Genomic DNA, 17,152 nt, shown 5'->3' on the forward strand with positions numbered 1-17,152 from the left:
AATAACATACAGCAACCTTCGGCGTGTGCGAAGCATAATCGTACACCAAAGACCGGCGAGGAGGCCAGTCGAAGCCAGGACGAGCTGTTGGATTGAACTGGAGGAGTTCATGATAGCGCTGCGCAAGACCGCGCCCGAATTCGGGCTCGAGCTGGTATCGCTCGACCCGATGCAGGCGCCGCTGCCAGGTCAGGTTCTGATCGATGTCGCGGCGGCCGGTATCTGCGGCAGCGATCTCCATGCTTATGAATGGACGCCGGGTTACGAATTCATGACCGCCAGTCTGCCGGTCACGGTCGGACACGAGTTTTCCGGCGTGGTGCGTTTGGTGGGAGATGGCGTCAAGGATTTTGCCGCCGGCGATCGTGTCGTTTGCTGGCCTACCATGAACTGCGGCAGCTGCCCGGCATGCCTTGCCGGCGAGCCGCAGAACTGCAGCCGCCGCCTCATTATCGGTCTGCACTGCGATGGCGGATTTGCCGACACTGTCATTGTTCCCGCCCGCAATTGCCGCCATGTTCCGGATGATTTGGATCTTGCCATCGCCGCACTGACGGAACCGTTGGCGGTCGCTGTCAATGCGGTCGATGTGGCCGACGTGCAGGCCGGTTCGCGGGTCGTGGTGCTTGGGCCGGGGCCGATCGGTCTCGGCATCGCGTGGGCCGCAGCCCATCGCGGCGCGCACGTGCTGATTGCTGGTTTCGGTGACGAGCGGCGCCTGTCGCTGGCGCGTGACATGGGTATCCATCATACAACCGACTTGATGGACGAAACCCTCGAACGGGCGGTGTCGCATGCATTTGGTCAGCCGGCCGATCGGGTGATCGAGGCGACCGGCATTGCCCGGTCCGTCTCCGATGGGCTGGCAGTACTGAGACCGGGCGGCATCTTCGTCGTGGCTGGCATCCATTCTCAACCGCTCAGTCTCGATCTTACCCGGTTCGTTCGCGAAAAGAAGCAATTGCGCGGCGCCCATGACACTACAGAGCGGGCACTCGGCGAGGCGATCCGGCTTCTCGCCCAAAACTCGCAGGCGCTGTCGGCTCTGATTACTCATCGCCTGCCACTGTCGGAGGGTATCGAGGCATTTGAACTCGCCCGTAGCCGGCAGGCGGTCAAGGTCCTGCTGTTGCCGGAAGGTAATGGCGTCAATATCCGAGGAGAGACCGCATGAGTGGCTTAACACGGGCGGTGATTGCCACAGGTGCGGGCGGGCCGGAGGTTCTGGCGATCGTCGATCGGCAGCTGCCAGCACCTGGCATCGGCGAGTTGGTTGTGCGCGTAAAAGCTGCCGGCATCAACCGGCCGGACGTAATGCAGCGCCAGGGTAATTATCCGCCACCGCCGGGCGCCACCGACGTGCTCGGCCTTGAACTTGCTGGTGTTGTCGAAACGATTGGGCCGGGTGTTGCGCGTTTCAAGGCCGGCGACCGGGTCATGGCGCTGGTCCATAGCGGCGCCTATGCCGAGCGGGCCCTCGTCCAGGAAGCGTCCGCACTGCCGATCCCGGACGCAATGTCCTTCGTGGAGGCCGGCGCTTTTCCGGAGACTTATTTCACCGTCTGGAGCAATGTATTCGAACGGGCAGGCCTGAAGCGGGGCGAAACACTGCTGATCCATGGCGGCACCTCCGGCATCGGTACGACGGCTCTGAAACTTGCAAAAGCTTTCGGCGCACGGGTGATTGTCACTGCAGGCTCGGCGGAAAAATGCCAGGCTTGCCTCGATCTCGGCGCCGATGGCGCAATCGACTACCGCCGCGAGGATTTTGTCGCCCGGTCGAAGGAACTGACCGAAGGACTCGGCCCAGACGTCATTCTCGACATGGTCGGTGGCAGCTATATCCAGCGCAATCTAGAAGCAATCGCTGCCGATGGTCGCATCGCCCAGATCGCCTTCCAGCAGGGGTCCAAGGCCGAGCTCGACTTGCTGCCGCTTCTGATGAAGCGCGTCACCATGGCTGGTTCGACGCTGCGAGCCCGCCCACTGGAGATGAAGGGAAGGCTTGCAGCCGCATTGGAGGCGAATGTCCTGCCGTTGCTGACACAATCTGCTGTCCGGCCTCTGATTGATTCCGAATTCGCATTCGACAAGGTTGCCGACGCTCATGCGCGCATGGATGGCGGCAGCCACACGGGCAAGATCGTACTCGTCATGGAGGATCGGGCCTGACTTTTCGGCCCGCATAGGAGGAAATGAGCATGAACGTCATGAGCAAGCCCGCGACGCCGACCACTACGGACAACATGACCGGCGCCCATGTTCTGGCCGCGGCACTCAGCCGCCACGGCGTCAAGGAGATCTTTGGGCAGAGCATTCCCTCGGCCCTGTTTCTCGCCGCGCCTGACTATGGGATCCGCCAGATCGGTTACCGTACGGAAAATGCAGGCGCCGCCATGGCCGATGCCTTTGCGCGGGTCTCCGGCAAGGTGTCGGTCGTCACCGCCCAGAATGGTCCGGCCGCGACACTTCTGGTTCCAGGCCTTGCCGAGGCGCTGAAGGCGTCGATCCCGATCGTTGCCATCGTTCAGGATGTGTCTCGCCGTTTCACCGACAAGAACGCCTTCCAAGAACTAGATCACTTCGCGCTATTCGGCGGCGTCGCCAAATGGGTGCGCCGCGTCGCCGACCCTGCGCGTATCGACGACTATGTCGACATGGCCTTTGCCGTTGCGGCCACCGGCCGGCCTGGTCCGGTCGTGCTGCTGGTGCCGCTCGACGTCCTAGACGAACGGCCGGACATCGATCCGGAGGCGCCGCGCCGCGATGCGCGGCTGGGGACGTTCCCGCTCGATCGCACCGTTGCCGACCCGGCCCGGATTGCCGAGGCAGCCAGCCTGATCGCCAAAGCCAAGCGTCCACTGGTGATCGCCGGCGGCGGCGTGCATGCCTCGCAGGCTGCAGCCGAGGTCGAGGCGCTACAGGCGCTCGGCCTACCGGTAGCGACGACCGTCATGGGCAAGGGCGCCGTCGACGAGACCAACCCGCTGTCGCTCGGTGTTGTGGGGTATTTCATGGCTCCTCGCGGACGCTCGTCGCACCTGCGTGAGCTGGTGACAGAGGCCGATGTTGTCCTCCTGATCGGCAATCGCACCAATCAGAACGGCACGGACAGCTGGTCGCTCTATCCAAAGGACGCGACCTTCATCCATCTCGATATCGACGGCGGGGAGATCGGCCGCAATTATGAAGCGATGAGACTTGCCGGTGATGCCAAGCTCACGGTCGCGGCGCTCACGCAGGCATTGAGAGGCGTTGATCTGTCCGCCATCACCGACCGTCGCAAGGTGTTGGAAGACAAGATCGCTGCCGGGCGGGCCGCGCATCAGGACGACATGAAGAAGCTGGTCGACCTTGATGCGTCTCCAGTTCGCCCGGAGCGCCTGATGGCCGACCTCGATAGCGTACTAACTCCTGATAGCATCGTCGTCGCCGATGCGAGCTACTCGTCGATCTGGGTTGCAAACTTCCTCACCGCCCGCAGAGCCGGCCAGCGCTTCATCACGCCGCGCGGGATTGCTGGCTTAGGCTGGGGACTGCCTTATGCTCTGGGCGCCAAAACAGCCCGCCCCGATGCCCCGGTTGTCTGCCTCACCGGCGATGGTGGTTTTGGCCATGTCTGGTCTGAAATGGAAACCGCACGACGAATGAAGCTACCGGTCGTGGTGATCGTCCTCAATAACCAGATCCTCGGTTACCAGAAACATGCCGAACTCAGTCTGTTCGGCAACTTCACCGATGTCTGCGATTTCGAGGCCGTCGACCATGCGGCAATCGCCCGCGCCGTCGGCTGCCGCGGTGTGCGCGTCGAAAAGCCGGAGGAGTTTCTGGGTGTGCTGGTGGAGGCGCTGGCTGCCGACACGCTGACCGTCATCGATGTCGTCACCGACGAGCGCGCGCATCCGCCGATCACCAGTTTCCAGGGCAAGGAGGCCCTCGATTACTAGGACTTGATACCAAACGCATTCACAGCTTTTCTCGGGAGGAAAACATGAAATTGCCGGTACTGTTGAAAATCACCGCTGCAGCCATCGCGCTGTCAGCATCCGCAGCCCATGCTGACGTCAAGTTCGGTGCGTTGTATCCGTTCAGCGGCCAGCTCGCGCTTCTTGGGGAGGAGAGCGCGCGCGGTCTGGAGATCGCCGTCGATGAGATCAACGCCGCAGGCGGGATCCAGGGTGAGAAAGTGGTGCTCGTGAAGGGCGACGCCGTCGACAATAACCAGGCCATCGGCGAGGCCCGCAGACTGATCTCACTGGAAAAGGTCTCGGCCATCTTCGGCACCTATTCGTCGGCGCGTTCGATCGCTGCAAGCCAAGTGGCAGAGCTCACGGGTATTCCCTATTTCGAACTTGGGGCCGTGGCCGACGAAGTCACCGGCCGTGGCCTGAAATACCTGTTCCGCACCAATCCCTACGCTAAGGACATGGGCAAACTGGTCATCGACATGGTGGTCGACAAGATCGCACCGGGCCTTGGGAAGAAGCCCGAGGAATTGAAGATCGGCATCATCTACGAGGACTCAAGCTACGGTACCTCGGTCTCCCAGCACGAGACGACCTATGCCAAGGAAAAAGGTCTCAACGTTGTCCTGTCCTCCGGTTATCCAGCAGCGACTGTCGATATGTCGTCGCTGGTCCTGCAGCTGAAGCAGGCCGGCGCCGATGTCGTCCTGCAGACTTCTTACCAGAACGACTCGGTTCTGTTCCTGCAACAGGCCAACGAGGCGGGCTATAAGCCTTCGGCAGTCATCGGCGGCGGTGGCGGCTACTCGATGCAGCCGACCGCTGATGCCGTCGGCCATGACGTGATCGAGAACGTGCTTGATGTCGACTTCACCCAGTTCCTGGTCAACACCAAGGCGACCCCGGGGCTTGAAGCTTTTGTTGAAGCCTACAAGAAGAAATACGGCACTGGCCCGCGATCCGGCCATTCGCTGAACAATTATGTGGGCGCCAAGGCGCTGCTGGAATCGATCGGCAAGGCGAAGGACTTCGAGCCAGACACGATCGTCGAGGCTGTCAAGGCGATCGACATTCCGGATGGCTCGACTGCTGCCGGCTACGGCATCAAGTTCGGCGAGAACGGCCAGAACGAACGGGCGGCGATGATGGGCATGCAGTGGCAGGGCGGTAAGCTGATTGCCGTTTATCCGGATGCCGCCGCCGTCAGCAAGCTCAACGTGGTGAAATAGGCTTCAGAGTCGAGGAGGGCGGCATGCGTTGCCGCCCTCCCACGCCTGGCGGTCGTTTTGCCCGCCACCTGCCGGAGGAGGAGGCATATGGAAACGTTTTTGCAAGTGCTCGTAAATGGCCTTATGCTGGGCGCGTTGTTCGCGATCGTCAGCGTCGGGCTGACCATGATCTTCGGCATCGTCAAGGTCGTAAACTTCGCCCATGGCGAGTTTCTGATGCTTGGCATGTATCTGGTCTATCTGTTCACCACGAAGCTCGGCATCCACCCGCTCTTGACCTCCGTCATCGTCGCGCCGCTTCTTTTCGTCGCCGGCGTTGCCACCCAGCGCTTTATCATTCAGCCGCTGATGTCGGCTCGGGATGACCATGTCCAAATTTTTGCAACCGTCGGCCTGTCGACCGCGCTGATTAATCTTGCATTGCTTATCTTTGGCGCGGACATCGCGAACACACCGCCATCCGGGCTCCGTCTGCCGATCGTCATTGGTCCGGTGCGCGTACTACTTGGGCAGTTGGTCATCCTGGCGGCTTCGATCCTGCTCGTCATCGGCCTGCAGGCCTTCCTGAAGCGGACCCAGACCGGCCGTGCCATCCGTGCCGTCGCGCAGAACCGAGCTGCGGCCCAGCTGATGGGTATTAATGTCAACCGCATGTATATGCTGACCTTCGGCATCGGTGCGGCATGCGTCGGGCTCGCCGCCTCGATGGTCGCGCCGCTCTATCCGACATCTCCGAATATCGGAACCTATTTTGTGCTGACGGCCTTCGTCGTCGTTGTGCTCGGGGGCCTGGGCTCGCTCGGCGGCGCCTTTGCCGGCGCCATGATCATCGGCCTAATCGACAGCTTCGCCGGTTTCTACATCGGCTCGGATGTCCGGGAAGTCGTCGTCTTCGGCGTGTTCCTGCTGATCCTGATCCTGAAGCCGGCCGGCCTGTTTAGCGATCGCCTTAATCTTTCGCACGTATCTCCATGAGGAAGACCGTGACAGACACAACACTTGATACCACCATGACATCCGCGCGCCAGACGACGCTGCCCTGGAAGCGGCTGCTATTATTCTCGGTCGTCCTGCTCGCACTGCTCGTGGTCCCCATCGTCATAGGCGATCAGTTCATCGCGCATATCTTTGTCACCATTTTCATCTTTGCGGGACTTTCAACCGCATGGAATATCGTCGGCGGTTTCGCCGGCCAGCTGTCGCTTGGACATGCGATCTTTTACGGGATTGGCGCATATGCCGGCATCATCTTAATGAACGTCGGCATCACGCCGTGGCTAGGCATGTTCGTCGGCGCTGGGGTGGCGGCGGTCGTTGCGGTCGCGATTAGTTATCCCTGCTTCCGCCTACGCGGTCCGTTTTTCTCTTTGGCCACGATCGCTTTTCTCGAGGTTTTCCGGGTCCTTGCGCTGCATTTCCGCGAACTTACCGGCGGTGCCACCGGCCTGATGATCCCGCTGAAGATCGGTTGGGAATGGATGGTGTTCCGGGATCGCACACCAGGCTTGCTGATCGCCTTCGGAATGTTGCTGGTTACGCTCGCCGTCGCCTGGTGGATCCGCTCGCACCGGCTGGGCTTTTATCTAGTCGCGACGCGCGAGCGCGAAAGTGCCGCCCAGGCGGCCGGCGTAAATACGGTCAAGGTACGCTTGATAGCCGTCGCCGCTTCCGCGGCACTGACGGCCATGATCGGTACGTTCCACGCGATGTATCTCACCTTCATCGATCCAAGCTCCGTGTTTTCTCTGACAACCTCGATCCAGATTGCCATGTTCGCGCTGATTGGTGGACTCGGCACCATCATCGGACCGCTGATCGGCGCCATTTTCCTTGTGCCATTATCGGAGCTAGCGCGCGGCTGGCTCGGTGCGCAGGCTCTTGGCCTTCATGGTTTCGTGTATGGCGCGGTTTTGGTTCTTGTAGTGCTGTTTATGCCGAACGGCATCGTCGGGCTTACCAGCCGCTACCTCGGCAAATCGACTAACAAAAGGGGCGTGCAAGCGGAGTCTGTCGCCGCTACCCCACGGCTGCCTACCAAGCCGGTGATCGGCAACGATCTTCTGGTCGCAGAACATCTCGATAAGCATTTTGGCGGCCTACATGTCACCCGCGACGTCAGCCTTACGCTGAAGGAAGGCGAGATCCTTGGCCTTATCGGGCCGAACGGGGCCGGGAAGACCACCGTCTTCAACATGCTGTCCGGCTTTCTCAAACCTTCAAGCGGCACGGTGCAGATCCGATCCGTCGACGGCACGATGATGACGCCAGTAACGCCCGGCGACTTCGCAGCCGTCGGTGTGGGCCGCACCTTCCAGATCGTTCAGCCGTTCGCGGCGATGACGGTCGAAGAAAACATCATGGTCGGTGCCTTCCACCGGCATGCCGATGTGCGCGAGGCGCGCGAAGTTGCGCGCGAGACGGCTTTTCGCATGGGTCTCGGTCCCTGGCTGGATGCCGAAGCGCAGGGACTGACGATCGGTGGCTTGAAAAGGCTGGAAGTCGCGCGCGTGATGGCAATGAAACCGCGCATTTTGTTGCTGGACGAGGTGATGGCCGGCATCAACCAGACAGACGTCCGCCGCGCCATCGACTTGATGCTGTCGATCCGCGATACCGGCGTGTCGATCATCGCAATCGAACACGTGATGCAGGCGGTCATGTCGCTTTCCGACCGGGTCGTGGTGCTGAGCTCAGGCCAGATAATCGCTGAGGGTAAACCGCAGGACGTGGTGCGCGACCGGCAGGTCATCGAAGCTTATCTTGGAAAGGATTTTGTTCATGCTGAGGCTTGAGGGCATCCATGCCGGCTACGGGCAGACCACCATTCTGCAGGACATTTCGCTCACAGTCGATCGGGGTGAGGTGGTCACTATCGTCGGGGCTAACGGCGCCGGCAAGACTACTACCCTGCGCACAATTGCGGGTCTGATCCAGCCAACAAGAGGTAAAATCTTCTTCGAGGATCGAGACATCACCAGCATGCCTGCCCATGAGGTCGTCGATCTCGGCATTACTCTCATTCCGGAGGGCCGGCAGCTTTTTCCCGACATGACCGTCGAGGAGAACTTGTCGATGGGCGCCTACCGCAAGGACGCGCGCGGTCGCCAGGCCGAGACGCTGGAACACGTACTGTCCCTTTTTCCGAGGGTCAGGGAGAGGCTTGGTCAGAGCGCCGGGTCGCTGTCTGGCGGCGAGCAGCAGATGGTGGCGATTGCCCGTGGCATGATGGCTCGGCCAAACCTTCTAATGTTCGACGAGCCGTCGCTGGGGCTTGCCCCGATCATCGTGCAGCAGGTCTTCGAGGTGATCGAAGCGATCACCTCGACCGGCACCACCGTCCTCATCGTCGAGCAGAACGTATTCAACACGTTGAAAGCTTCTGATCGTGGTTATGTGCTTGAAAACGGCGAGATCGTGCTCTCGGATACATCCGAAGCGCTGCTGACCAACGATCATGTCCGTCAAGCCTATCTGGGAATCTGAACATGCTGCATAGAGAGAATAATCCACACGCCATCGCTACTCGTCCGAGCCATGCAGGCCGCCGCGTGCTTGTAACAGGCGCAGGCCGCGGAATCGGCAGGGCTATCGCTATGGGTTTTGCCGCGAGGGGAGCGACCGTGGGCGTCGCTGACCTGACTGAAGCCGATATCGCGGAGACTGTAGGGTTGATCGAGGCGGCAGGCTACGGGCAGGGTTTGCCGCTGGTGCTTGACGTTTCGGACTACGGGGCCGTGTCTTCGACGCTTGGAACAGCAGCTGGCATGATGGGCGGTGCCTTCGATACGGTCATCAACAATGCCGGTATATCGCCCAAGCATGACGGCGTAGCCCATAAAGTGTGGGAAATGGACCCGGCCGAATGGAACCGTGTCGTCGCGGTCAATCTCGGTGGCGTCTTCAACACCATCCGGGCGCTGTCGCCGTCGATGCGCGAGGCCGGGCGCGGCTGGATCGTCAACATGTCGTCGGTCGCGGGGAAGACCTATTCGCCGATCGTGGCCTGCCATTATGCGGCAACCAAGTCGGCGTTGATTGGCTTCACCAAGCACCTTGCGGCAGAACTTGGCCCGTTCGGCATCCGCGTCAATGCGCTCGCGCCGGGACGGATCGAAACGCCGATGGTGCGCGGCGTCGCGGCCGAGATCAACGACGAGCAGGTCAAGATGACGCCGCTGGCGCGGCTCGGCCAACCGGAGGAGGTCGCTGACGCTGCAGTCTACCTGACATCGCCGGAATCCAGCTTCGTGACCGGCCAGACGATCGACGTCGCCGGTGGTCTCTACATGACCTGAAGCACGACCGCATCGTTGAAAGCAGGCAGATCGAGCATTTGGCCATGAATGAGAAGAACCACAGCACGATAACCGGGCGCACCCTGATCTACGGTATCCTGGCCGACCCGATCTATCATGTGAAGACGCCACAGGTGATGGCCGAGGTGTTCCGTCGGCATGGTCTGGACGCGGTTCTGATCCCCTTCCACGTCAAGCCCGAGGGACTGGAAGCTCTGCTCAACGGCTTGTCGGCCATGGAGAACTTCGGGGGGTTCATCGCTACCGTTCCCCACAAGTCGGTAATGCTAAACCTCTGCGATGATGTCACCGACGAGGCGAGGCATATCGGTGCCGTCAATTGTGTCCGGCGGGAAGCTGACGGCCGGATGATAGGGACGATGCTGGATGGGCTCGGCTTCGTTATCGCGCTGACGACCCTTACCGGCTTCGATCCGCACGGCAAAGCGGCGTATATCGCGGGTGCGGGCGGTGCCGCCTGCGCCATGGCCTTCGCGCTTGCCGATGCCGGCGTCCGCCGCCTGACGATCGCCAACCGGACGCCGGACAAGGCGCAAGCACTGGCGGCAAGGCTGCGTCAGGTCCATCCCGAACTCGAACTCTCGACTGACGCCGGTTCGGTGGCCGACCATGACCTGGTCGTCAATGGTACGTCGCTTGGAATGAAACCCGAAGATCGGCCGCCGCTCGATTTTTCGCTTTTGTCGCCGGATCAGGTAGTGGCCGATGCGATCATGGATCCGGTGATGACGCCGTTGCTGAACGCCGCCGAAGCAAAGGGCTGCCGTATCCAGCGCGGCCTGCCCATGCTCCAGTGCCAGATCGAGTTGATGGCACGGCATATGGGAGCGATCGCATGACGATCTTGCTGATCGAGAAGTTGCGTCACATCTGCGGCGCCGCTCACGTTCTGACCGCAGCCGCAGATATTGAACCTTATGCTACTGACTGGAAGCGCAGCTCGCGGGGAACGCCGCTCTGCGTCGTGCGCCCTGCCGACAGCCAGGCGGTTGCCGCGGTGGTTAAGACATGTCGCAGCCATGGCGCATCGATCGTGCCGCAGGGTGGAAATACAGGCCTTGCCGCGGGGGCGACACCTGGTGAGGACGCAGACGAGGTTGTGCTGTCTCTCACCCGCATGAAAGCGATCCGCGCGCTCGATCCAGTTGCCATGACTGTTGAAGTCGAGGCAGGGGCTATTCTGCAGGTTGTAAAGGAAGAAGCGGAAAAACACGGCCGGTTGTTGCCTGTAAGCTTTGCGGCCGAAGGGTCGGCAACCATCGGCGGCATCGTCTCCACCAATGCCGGCGGCATCAACGTTCTGCGTTACGGTATGACCCGTGCCCTGGTGCTGGGGCTAGAAGTGGTGCTTTCGGATGGCACAATTGTCGATGGCCTTCGTCATCTGCGCAAGGACAACGCCGGCTACGACTGGAAACAGGTTTTCGTCGGCGCCGAGGGAACACTCGGCATCGTCACAGCCGCTGTCCTGCGCCTTGTGCCGCTGCCACGCGAAACCGTTACCGCACTTCTGTCGGTCGCCGATGTCGGCACGGCACTCACGCTCTTTGCGCTTGCCCAGGATACGGTTGGTGAGGCGCTTTCGGCCTTCGAGCTGATTTCGGCAACCTCCATCGACCTTGTCGAACGGCATGCCGGGTTGAAGAGCCCGATCGCTGCCGGCGAGTGGTATCTGCTGGTGGAGGCTGCTTCGAGCCTGTCCGCACTGGAACCGGCGATGGAGAAGCTGCTGTCCGATGCTTTCGAACAGGGGCTTGCGCTTGATGGCGTCGTTGCGTCGAGCCGACAGCAGGCGCATGCCCTCTGGGAATTGCGCGAGCATGTTACGGAGGCGGAGGCCCGCGAGGGCGGGGGGGTGAAGCATGATATTTCGGTGCCGCTCGGGGCGATGGCGGATTTCCTTGGGGATGCCGGAAACGCGGTTTTCGAAGTATGTCCCGGCGCTGGCTTCAATATCTTCGGCCACCTGGGCGATGGCAATCTGCACTACAACGTGCTTCTGAACGGCGCGACGAATGCGGACGCCGTCAACCGCGCCGTCCATGATGCCGTTGTTAACCATCGCGGGTCGATCTCGGCAGAACACGGCATCGGCCGGTATCGTCTTTCTGAATGGCTGCGAACCAAGCCCGAAAGCGAGCAGCGACTTTCGCGGGCGATCAAGCAGGCAATCGATCCGGAAGGTCTGTTCAATCCCGGCAAGCTCCTGCCAAAACAGGCGAAGGGAGACGCCGTATGACATCGGACACTGAAATCTTCGACTACATCATTGTCGGCGGCGGCAATGCCGGCTGCGTTCTCGCAAACCGGTTGACCGAAAGCGGTCGCCATACGGTACTGCTTCTGGAAGCAGGCGGTGCTGCGCGCAGCGTTTGGATCGGCATCCCTGCCGGTTTTTCCAAGCTGCTCGTAGACCCGGTCTATAACTGGCGTTTCAAGTCCGAGCCCGAACAAGCCACCAACAACCGGGTCATCTCGGTGCCGCGCGGAAGGGGGCTAGGCGGTTCGACGCTGATCAACGGCATGATCTACGTGCGCGGCCAACCGGCGGATTACGACGGTTGGGCGCAGGCTGGTTGCCGCGGCTGGAGTTTCGACGATGTGCTGCCATTTTTCCGCAAGCTGGAGGATTACGATGGACCTGACCGCGGACCTGTAAGCCCATTGAGGGCAAAGGGCGGGCCGCTACCTCTTACAACAGTTGCTATCCGGCCGGCAATCGGTGAGGCCTTTATCGATGCGGCAGGCGAGGCCGGTTACGGCCGCAATCCGGATTACAATGCCGAAAGCCAGGATGGCTTCGGATATTATCAGGTTAATCAGAAAAACGGCCGGCGGATCAGCGCCGCAGACGCCTACCTAAAACCGGCCATGAGACGTCCCAATCTCAAGGTCCTCACCAATTCGCATGTGCTCACCGTTGACCTTGATGGCAAACGCGCCATTGGAGTGACGGCCAAAGTTGGGGGTGAACGGCGCAGCTTCAGGGTGCGAGGCGAGGTAGTCCTCACGGCAGGCGCTGCCCAGACACCGCAATTGCTGGAACTTTCCGGCCTCGGCAGTCCGAAAGTCTTGCATGCGCTTGGCATCGAGGTGAAGCATGCGCTGCCCGGCGTCGGTGAGAATTATATCGACCATTTCTGCACTCGCATGAACTGGAGGGTCAAACAGAAGGTCACGTTGAACGAGCAGACTCGCGGCTTGCAGCTAGTGAAAGCTGTCGCACAGTACGCAGCGACGCGTCAGGGGATATTGACGCTCGGGACGGGGCTGGTGCATGGTTTCGTGCGCAGCCGCGAAGGCCTTGACGGACCGGACGTGCAATACTTCTTCATGCATGCGAGCTACGCAAATGCAGCGGAACGGGTTCTCGATAATCATCCAGGCATGACGCTCGGCGTCACTCAGTTGCGGCCACAGTCACGGGGTTCGATTCACGCCGCTTCCCCAGACCCTTCTATCGGTCCCGTGATACGACCAAATTTTCTGGCTGCCGAGGAAGACCGCCGTGCGATAGTAGAAGGCATGAAGATTGCCCGGCATATCGTCGAGCAACCGGCCATGGATACCTATCGCGAGCGCGAAACGAGCCCGGGCGCCGAATGCCGCAGCGATGAGGATTGGCTCGCCTTCGCGCGCGCCAACGGCCAGACCATCTACCATATTGCAGGTACCTGCCGAATGGGCGGCGATCCGGCAGCAGTCACCGATCCGACCCTGAAGGTCAACGGGATCGCCGGCCTGCGGATCGCCGATGCCTCCATCATGCCGACGATGGTTTCCGGCAACACCCAGGCTGCCGTTTTCATGATCGCTGAAAAGGCTGCAACCCTGTTGCTTCGTGCTGCGACTTCAGCGGTATGATCGGCAGCATTGTATCTCACCATAAGCGGGTAGCCTGGCTGAGAATACCGGCGATCCTGCGTGACTGGGCAGTTGCCGAGGGGCCTTGGGATCGTTCGTATTTGCAGCCGTGTCCGCAACGATAAAAACAAGGCTTTGATCTCTCGATTAAGATGTCGCCGGTTCGGATCCCTTCAAGACCTGAGGTGTTGTTGACCTAGCAACGGCTTAGGACTTCTCATCCCACTTTGGATAGTGCCGTGCGGCTCCTCTCGCCTCACTGAGATGGTTCAACATCAACGCCGACGCTCTCTCCCTGGCACCCTCTGAAATAGCCGAGATGATGTCGAGGTGCTCGCGGCACCAGTTGCGTACACGAAGTCTGTTGGAGTACCCACCGAATTCGAGAAGCCGCCGCAGCCGGTTCTGCTGCTGAATGGCTTGCAGGAAGAAAATGTTGCCGCTGAACGCGGCGATCATTTCATGAAACTGCGCATCCGTTTCGAACAGCTGGCGCGGATCGACGCTGGCTATGTCGGGATGTCCTTCAAGGTAGAGGTGTTCCAGACGCGATCGCTCAAGCAGGCCTGCGTCGAATTTAAAACTGCTCAACAGCAGCCCGGCCGGCTCCAGAGTGCTGCGGTAGTCATAGCTGTCCCGCAGGGCGACCTTGGAATCGAGCGTCGGCCGAAATGTCCAGCCGCGGCCGCTATTGCGGGAAAGCAGCCCGTCATTGACCAGATGCGTCAGGGTTCGCTGCAAAAGTGTCCGGTCGATATTATAGTGCCGTGTGAGTTCAGCCTGAGTGATGCTGTCGCCGAGAATGCCGGACAGCCTGTCTTCCACAATACGCGCATAGAGATCCTGATCGGCCGTGGCCGGCACTTCTAACTCGGTCCGATGAAGCGCGACCTGTTGCGCCTTCAGGAAAAACCCCTGGTTCTTTCTCGCCTCGACGATGCCGCGGTCTGCCAGCAGGTTGAGGGCCGCTCTGACTGGCGTCCGGGAGACGCCAAGCATGTCGCCAAGCTGTTGTTCGCGTAGATGATGCCCGATCTCGAATTTCGCGTCGCGAATGAGGTCGAGAATCTGGTTGGCAAGGCGATGCCGACCCTGCTGTGCATTTGTCGTAACCACCGGTGCGATTTTTGTATTTTTGACGGACATATTGTACAATCGTGTGGCTGACAACCGTGTGCCTGACTAAAAGGCATGCATAAGGAAAAGTCTATCCCTGGATAAATTGCCTGCGCTGAATTGCGCGTAGAACGTCGGTTTAGGATTAGACGCTCATAGTATGCAACGATAAAGATCAGCAAGATCAAAAAATAGGCATAATTTAAGAGTGCATAATATTTCACTTTCTTGCTTGACTCTCGAATTTTTTGGATTGTATTGTTGTAGTTAGAAAATGCAATGTTGACTTAACAGTAAGGGAACTCGCATGCTCAAGAACGTCCTCGCCGCATTGATCCTGCCGCTCGGTATTGCCGCCTCGGCATCCGCTGCCGAGCTTCCGGCCAGCGGGCTGGCAGAGAAGGGGGCGCTGACATACGGTGTCGCCGCGACCTTCGCTCCGTTCGAATTTCAGAAGGACGGTCAGCTTGCCGGTTTCGACATCGATCTCATCGCTGCTCTGTCTAAAAAGCTGAAGGCTGAGACGAAGCCGATGAACATGGAGTTCAAGGGCCTCATTCCGGCGCTGATCGGCGGTCGCCTCGATCTCATTAACTCGGCCATGTACATCAACCTGGCCCGTTCCGAGCAGGTCGATTTCATCCCCTATCTGAAGATCGGCAATATGGTGATCGTCCAGGCGGGCAATCCGAAGAAGATCACCGGCCGCGATGACAGCCTGTGCGGCAAGACGGTCTCCGTCACGCTCGGCGGCATTCAGGAAAGCCAGGCGCGTGCCGACGATGCACGCTGCAAGGCCAAGAACCTCGAAGGCGTCAAGGTTCTGACCTTTCCGACCGCCCAGGATTCCGCGCTGACCCTGCGTCAGGGCCGCGCCGACGCGACCTTCGATTCCACACCGGGCGCCGTCGTGCTGCAGAGCTCCGTTCCCGGCGTCTACCAGACGGTCGGCGAAGAATTCGAATCCAACACCAGCATCGGCATGGCATTCCGCAAGGGCGATGCAGCAGTGCAGAAGTCGATCAAGGATGCCCTGAGCGAGATCGTCACTGACGGCACCTACAAGACCCTGATCGAAAAGTGGAAGCTGCCGGCATCGGTCGCGATCTTCAACTGATCTGTCCGATAACAAAGAGAAAAGGAGAGCGGGATGTCGCTTGATCTAGTCTTCGACTATGTCTTTTCACCCGCTTTCTTCCATGGCGCGCTGCTGACGCTTGTCATCACGATAGTCTCGCTGTTCTTCGGAATGATTGCCGGGCTGGTGATCGCTCTGCTGCAGGAATCGCGCATCAAGCCGCTGCAGATCTTCACGCTGATCTATCTATGGCTGTTCCGCGGCACGCCCGTCCTGTTCCAGATCATCTTCATCTACAACGTGCTGCCGACCTTCGGCATCATGCTGTCGGCTTTCGTCAGTGCGGTCATTGCGCTCTCCCTGAACGAGGGCGCCTATATGGCGGAAATCATCCGTTCCGGCCTGCAGGCGGTCAAGAAGGGGCAGCGGACGGCGGGTCTGGCGCTCGGCATGAGCCGGTTTGCCGTGATGCGTTACATCGTCGTCCCGCAGGCCGCCCGCATCGTCCTGCCGCCGACGGGCAACCAGATGATCGGCATGCTGAAGACGAGTGCCCTCGTTTCGGTCGTGGCCGTGGAAGAGCTGCTTCTCGTCGCCAACCAGACGGCAAGTTCCAACTTCAAATATTTCGAGGCGCTAACCGCGGCAGGCATCTATTACCTACTGCTGACGACGATTTTCATGGGCCTCCAATATCTTCTCGAACGTGCTCTCGACCGTAAACGGCCGCGTGAAAAGCGTCGCTCCGTTCCCTTAATGGCGCGCCTGACGGCGCTCACCGAAAAGACAGAAGCCCGATGAAGGACAAATCCTCGATAAAGGATAAGGCGATGACAGCTTGCGACCGCCAGCCGCTACTCGAAATCATGGGGATCAACAAGAGCTTCGGCGATCTCCAGATCTTGAAGGCCTGCAGCCTGAATGTCCGCAGTCGCGAGACCATGGTCATTATCGGCCCGTCCGGCTCCGGCAAGTCGACCCTGTTGCGCTGCATCAACCTGCTTGAGCCGGCCGATGACGGCAATATCTTCTTCGAAGGCAATGACATTGCCTACGAATTGCGTCGCGCGCCGGAAATCCGCCGCCAGATCGGCATGGTGTTCCAAAATTTCGAACTCTTCCAGCACCTGACGGCGATCGAGAACATCATGCTGGCTCCGATGAAGGTGCTTGGCATGAGCCGCAGCGATGCCCATGACGTCGCTATGGATCTTCTGAGGAAGGTGCGCATTCCCGAGCGAGCCGATTTCTTCCCCGACGAACTTTCTGGCGGCCAGCAGCAGCGCATCGCGATTGCCCGCGCGCTCGCCATGAGGCCGAAGCTGATGCTGTATGACGAGCCGACATCGGCACTGGATCCCGAAATGATCCGCGAAGTGCTGGACGTGATGGCCGAGCTCAGCAGCGAAGGCATGACCAGCATCGTGGTGACCCACGAAATGGGCTTCGCCAAGCGCGCGGCAGACCAGATCGTTTTCATGGAAAACGGAGAAGTGATCGAAAACGCCTCGCGGGATTCCTTCTTCGGCGGAACCGTCAATGAACGGGCCACACGCTTCCTCGACCAGATCCTGCACTAGGTGA

Annotated in this window: 15 protein-coding genes; 14 read left to right on the top strand and 1 reads right to left on the bottom strand. The window is 60.1% G+C overall.

What is annotated here, in order from left to right; genetic code table 11:
• The first annotated feature begins 109 nt into the window (after positions 1-109).
• The 11 genes from ACQY1K_RS17425 (at position 110) to ACQY1K_RS17475 (ending at position 13,374) form a co-directional block, all read left to right on the top strand.
• Complete coding sequence (locus ACQY1K_RS17425) at positions 110-1,174, top strand: zinc-dependent alcohol dehydrogenase (RefSeq protein ID WP_430259889.1); 1,065 nt, start codon at positions 110-112, stop codon at positions 1,172-1,174.
• Entirely contained in the window at positions 1,171-2,172 is a 1,002-nt protein-coding gene (locus ACQY1K_RS17430; RefSeq protein WP_430259890.1) for an NAD(P)H-quinone oxidoreductase, read from the top strand. The genes ACQY1K_RS17425 and ACQY1K_RS17430 overlap by 4 nt, the downstream gene beginning before the upstream one ends.
• 29 nt (positions 2,173-2,201) lie before the next feature.
• A complete protein-coding gene (locus ACQY1K_RS17435) occupies positions 2,202-3,947 on the top strand; it encodes an acetolactate synthase catalytic subunit (protein ID WP_430259892.1) in 1,746 nt (581 codons plus the stop codon).
• Between the two features lie 44 nt (positions 3,948-3,991).
• Positions 3,992-5,194, top strand: a complete 1,203-nt coding sequence (locus tag ACQY1K_RS17440) for an ABC transporter substrate-binding protein (protein ID WP_184656055.1) — start codon at positions 3,992-3,994, stop codon at positions 5,192-5,194.
• A gap of 87 nt (positions 5,195-5,281) precedes the next feature.
• Positions 5,282-6,169: a branched-chain amino acid ABC transporter permease gene (locus ACQY1K_RS17445; protein WP_430259894.1), complete on the top strand. Its 888-nt coding sequence runs from the start codon at positions 5,282-5,284 to the stop codon at positions 6,167-6,169.
• A 35-nt stretch (positions 6,170-6,204) separates the two neighbouring features.
• Entirely contained in the window at positions 6,205-7,986 is a 1,782-nt protein-coding gene (locus tag ACQY1K_RS17450) for a branched-chain amino acid ABC transporter ATP-binding protein/permease (protein WP_430260569.1), read from the top strand.
• A complete protein-coding gene (locus ACQY1K_RS17455) occupies positions 7,973-8,677 on the top strand; it encodes an ABC transporter ATP-binding protein (protein ID WP_430259896.1) in 705 nt (234 codons plus the stop codon). The genes ACQY1K_RS17450 and ACQY1K_RS17455 overlap by 14 nt, the downstream gene beginning before the upstream one ends.
• 2 nt (positions 8,678-8,679) lie before the next feature.
• A complete protein-coding gene (fabG, locus tag ACQY1K_RS17460; protein WP_430259898.1) occupies positions 8,680-9,489 on the top strand; it encodes a 3-oxoacyl-ACP reductase FabG in 810 nt (269 codons plus the stop codon).
• 44 nt (positions 9,490-9,533) lie between these two features.
• On the top strand, positions 9,534-10,349 hold the full coding sequence (locus tag ACQY1K_RS17465) for a shikimate dehydrogenase family protein (protein ID WP_430259900.1): 816 nt from the start codon (positions 9,534-9,536) through the stop codon (positions 10,347-10,349).
• Positions 10,346-11,749: an FAD-binding oxidoreductase gene (locus ACQY1K_RS17470; RefSeq protein ID WP_430259902.1), complete on the top strand. Its 1,404-nt coding sequence runs from the start codon at positions 10,346-10,348 to the stop codon at positions 11,747-11,749. The genes ACQY1K_RS17465 and ACQY1K_RS17470 overlap by 4 nt, the downstream gene beginning before the upstream one ends.
• On the top strand, positions 11,746-13,374 hold the full coding sequence (locus ACQY1K_RS17475) for a GMC family oxidoreductase N-terminal domain-containing protein (protein WP_113110344.1): 1,629 nt from the start codon (positions 11,746-11,748) through the stop codon (positions 13,372-13,374). The genes ACQY1K_RS17470 and ACQY1K_RS17475 overlap by 4 nt, the downstream gene beginning before the upstream one ends.
• Before the next feature lie 207 nt (positions 13,375-13,581).
• Here ACQY1K_RS17475 and ACQY1K_RS17480 read toward each other — a convergent pair whose 3' ends face one another.
• A complete protein-coding gene (locus ACQY1K_RS17480; protein ID WP_162728295.1) occupies positions 13,582-14,520 on the bottom strand; it encodes a GntR family transcriptional regulator in 939 nt (312 codons plus the stop codon).
• Between the two features lie 277 nt (positions 14,521-14,797).
• On the opposite strand from ACQY1K_RS17480, the gene ACQY1K_RS17485 reads away from it, so the two are divergent.
• Genes ACQY1K_RS17485 through ACQY1K_RS17495 form a run of 3 tightly spaced genes read left to right on the top strand, consistent with a single transcriptional unit; the run spans position 14,798 to position 17,148 of the window.
• Positions 14,798-15,607: an ABC transporter substrate-binding protein gene (locus tag ACQY1K_RS17485; RefSeq protein WP_430259905.1), complete on the top strand. Its 810-nt coding sequence runs from the start codon at positions 14,798-14,800 to the stop codon at positions 15,605-15,607.
• A 33-nt stretch (positions 15,608-15,640) separates the two neighbouring features.
• Complete coding sequence (locus ACQY1K_RS17490; RefSeq protein WP_174196911.1) at positions 15,641-16,369, top strand: amino acid ABC transporter permease; 729 nt, start codon at positions 15,641-15,643, stop codon at positions 16,367-16,369.
• 29 nt (positions 16,370-16,398) lie between these two features.
• Positions 16,399-17,148, top strand: a complete 750-nt coding sequence (locus ACQY1K_RS17495) for an amino acid ABC transporter ATP-binding protein (protein ID WP_430259907.1) — start codon at positions 16,399-16,401, stop codon at positions 17,146-17,148.
• Positions 17,149-17,152: the final 4 nt, after the last annotated feature.

Source organism: Neorhizobium sp. IRS_2294 (assembly GCF_050500145.1).
Taxonomy (GTDB): Bacteria; Pseudomonadota; Alphaproteobacteria; order Rhizobiales; family Rhizobiaceae; genus Neorhizobium; species Neorhizobium soli.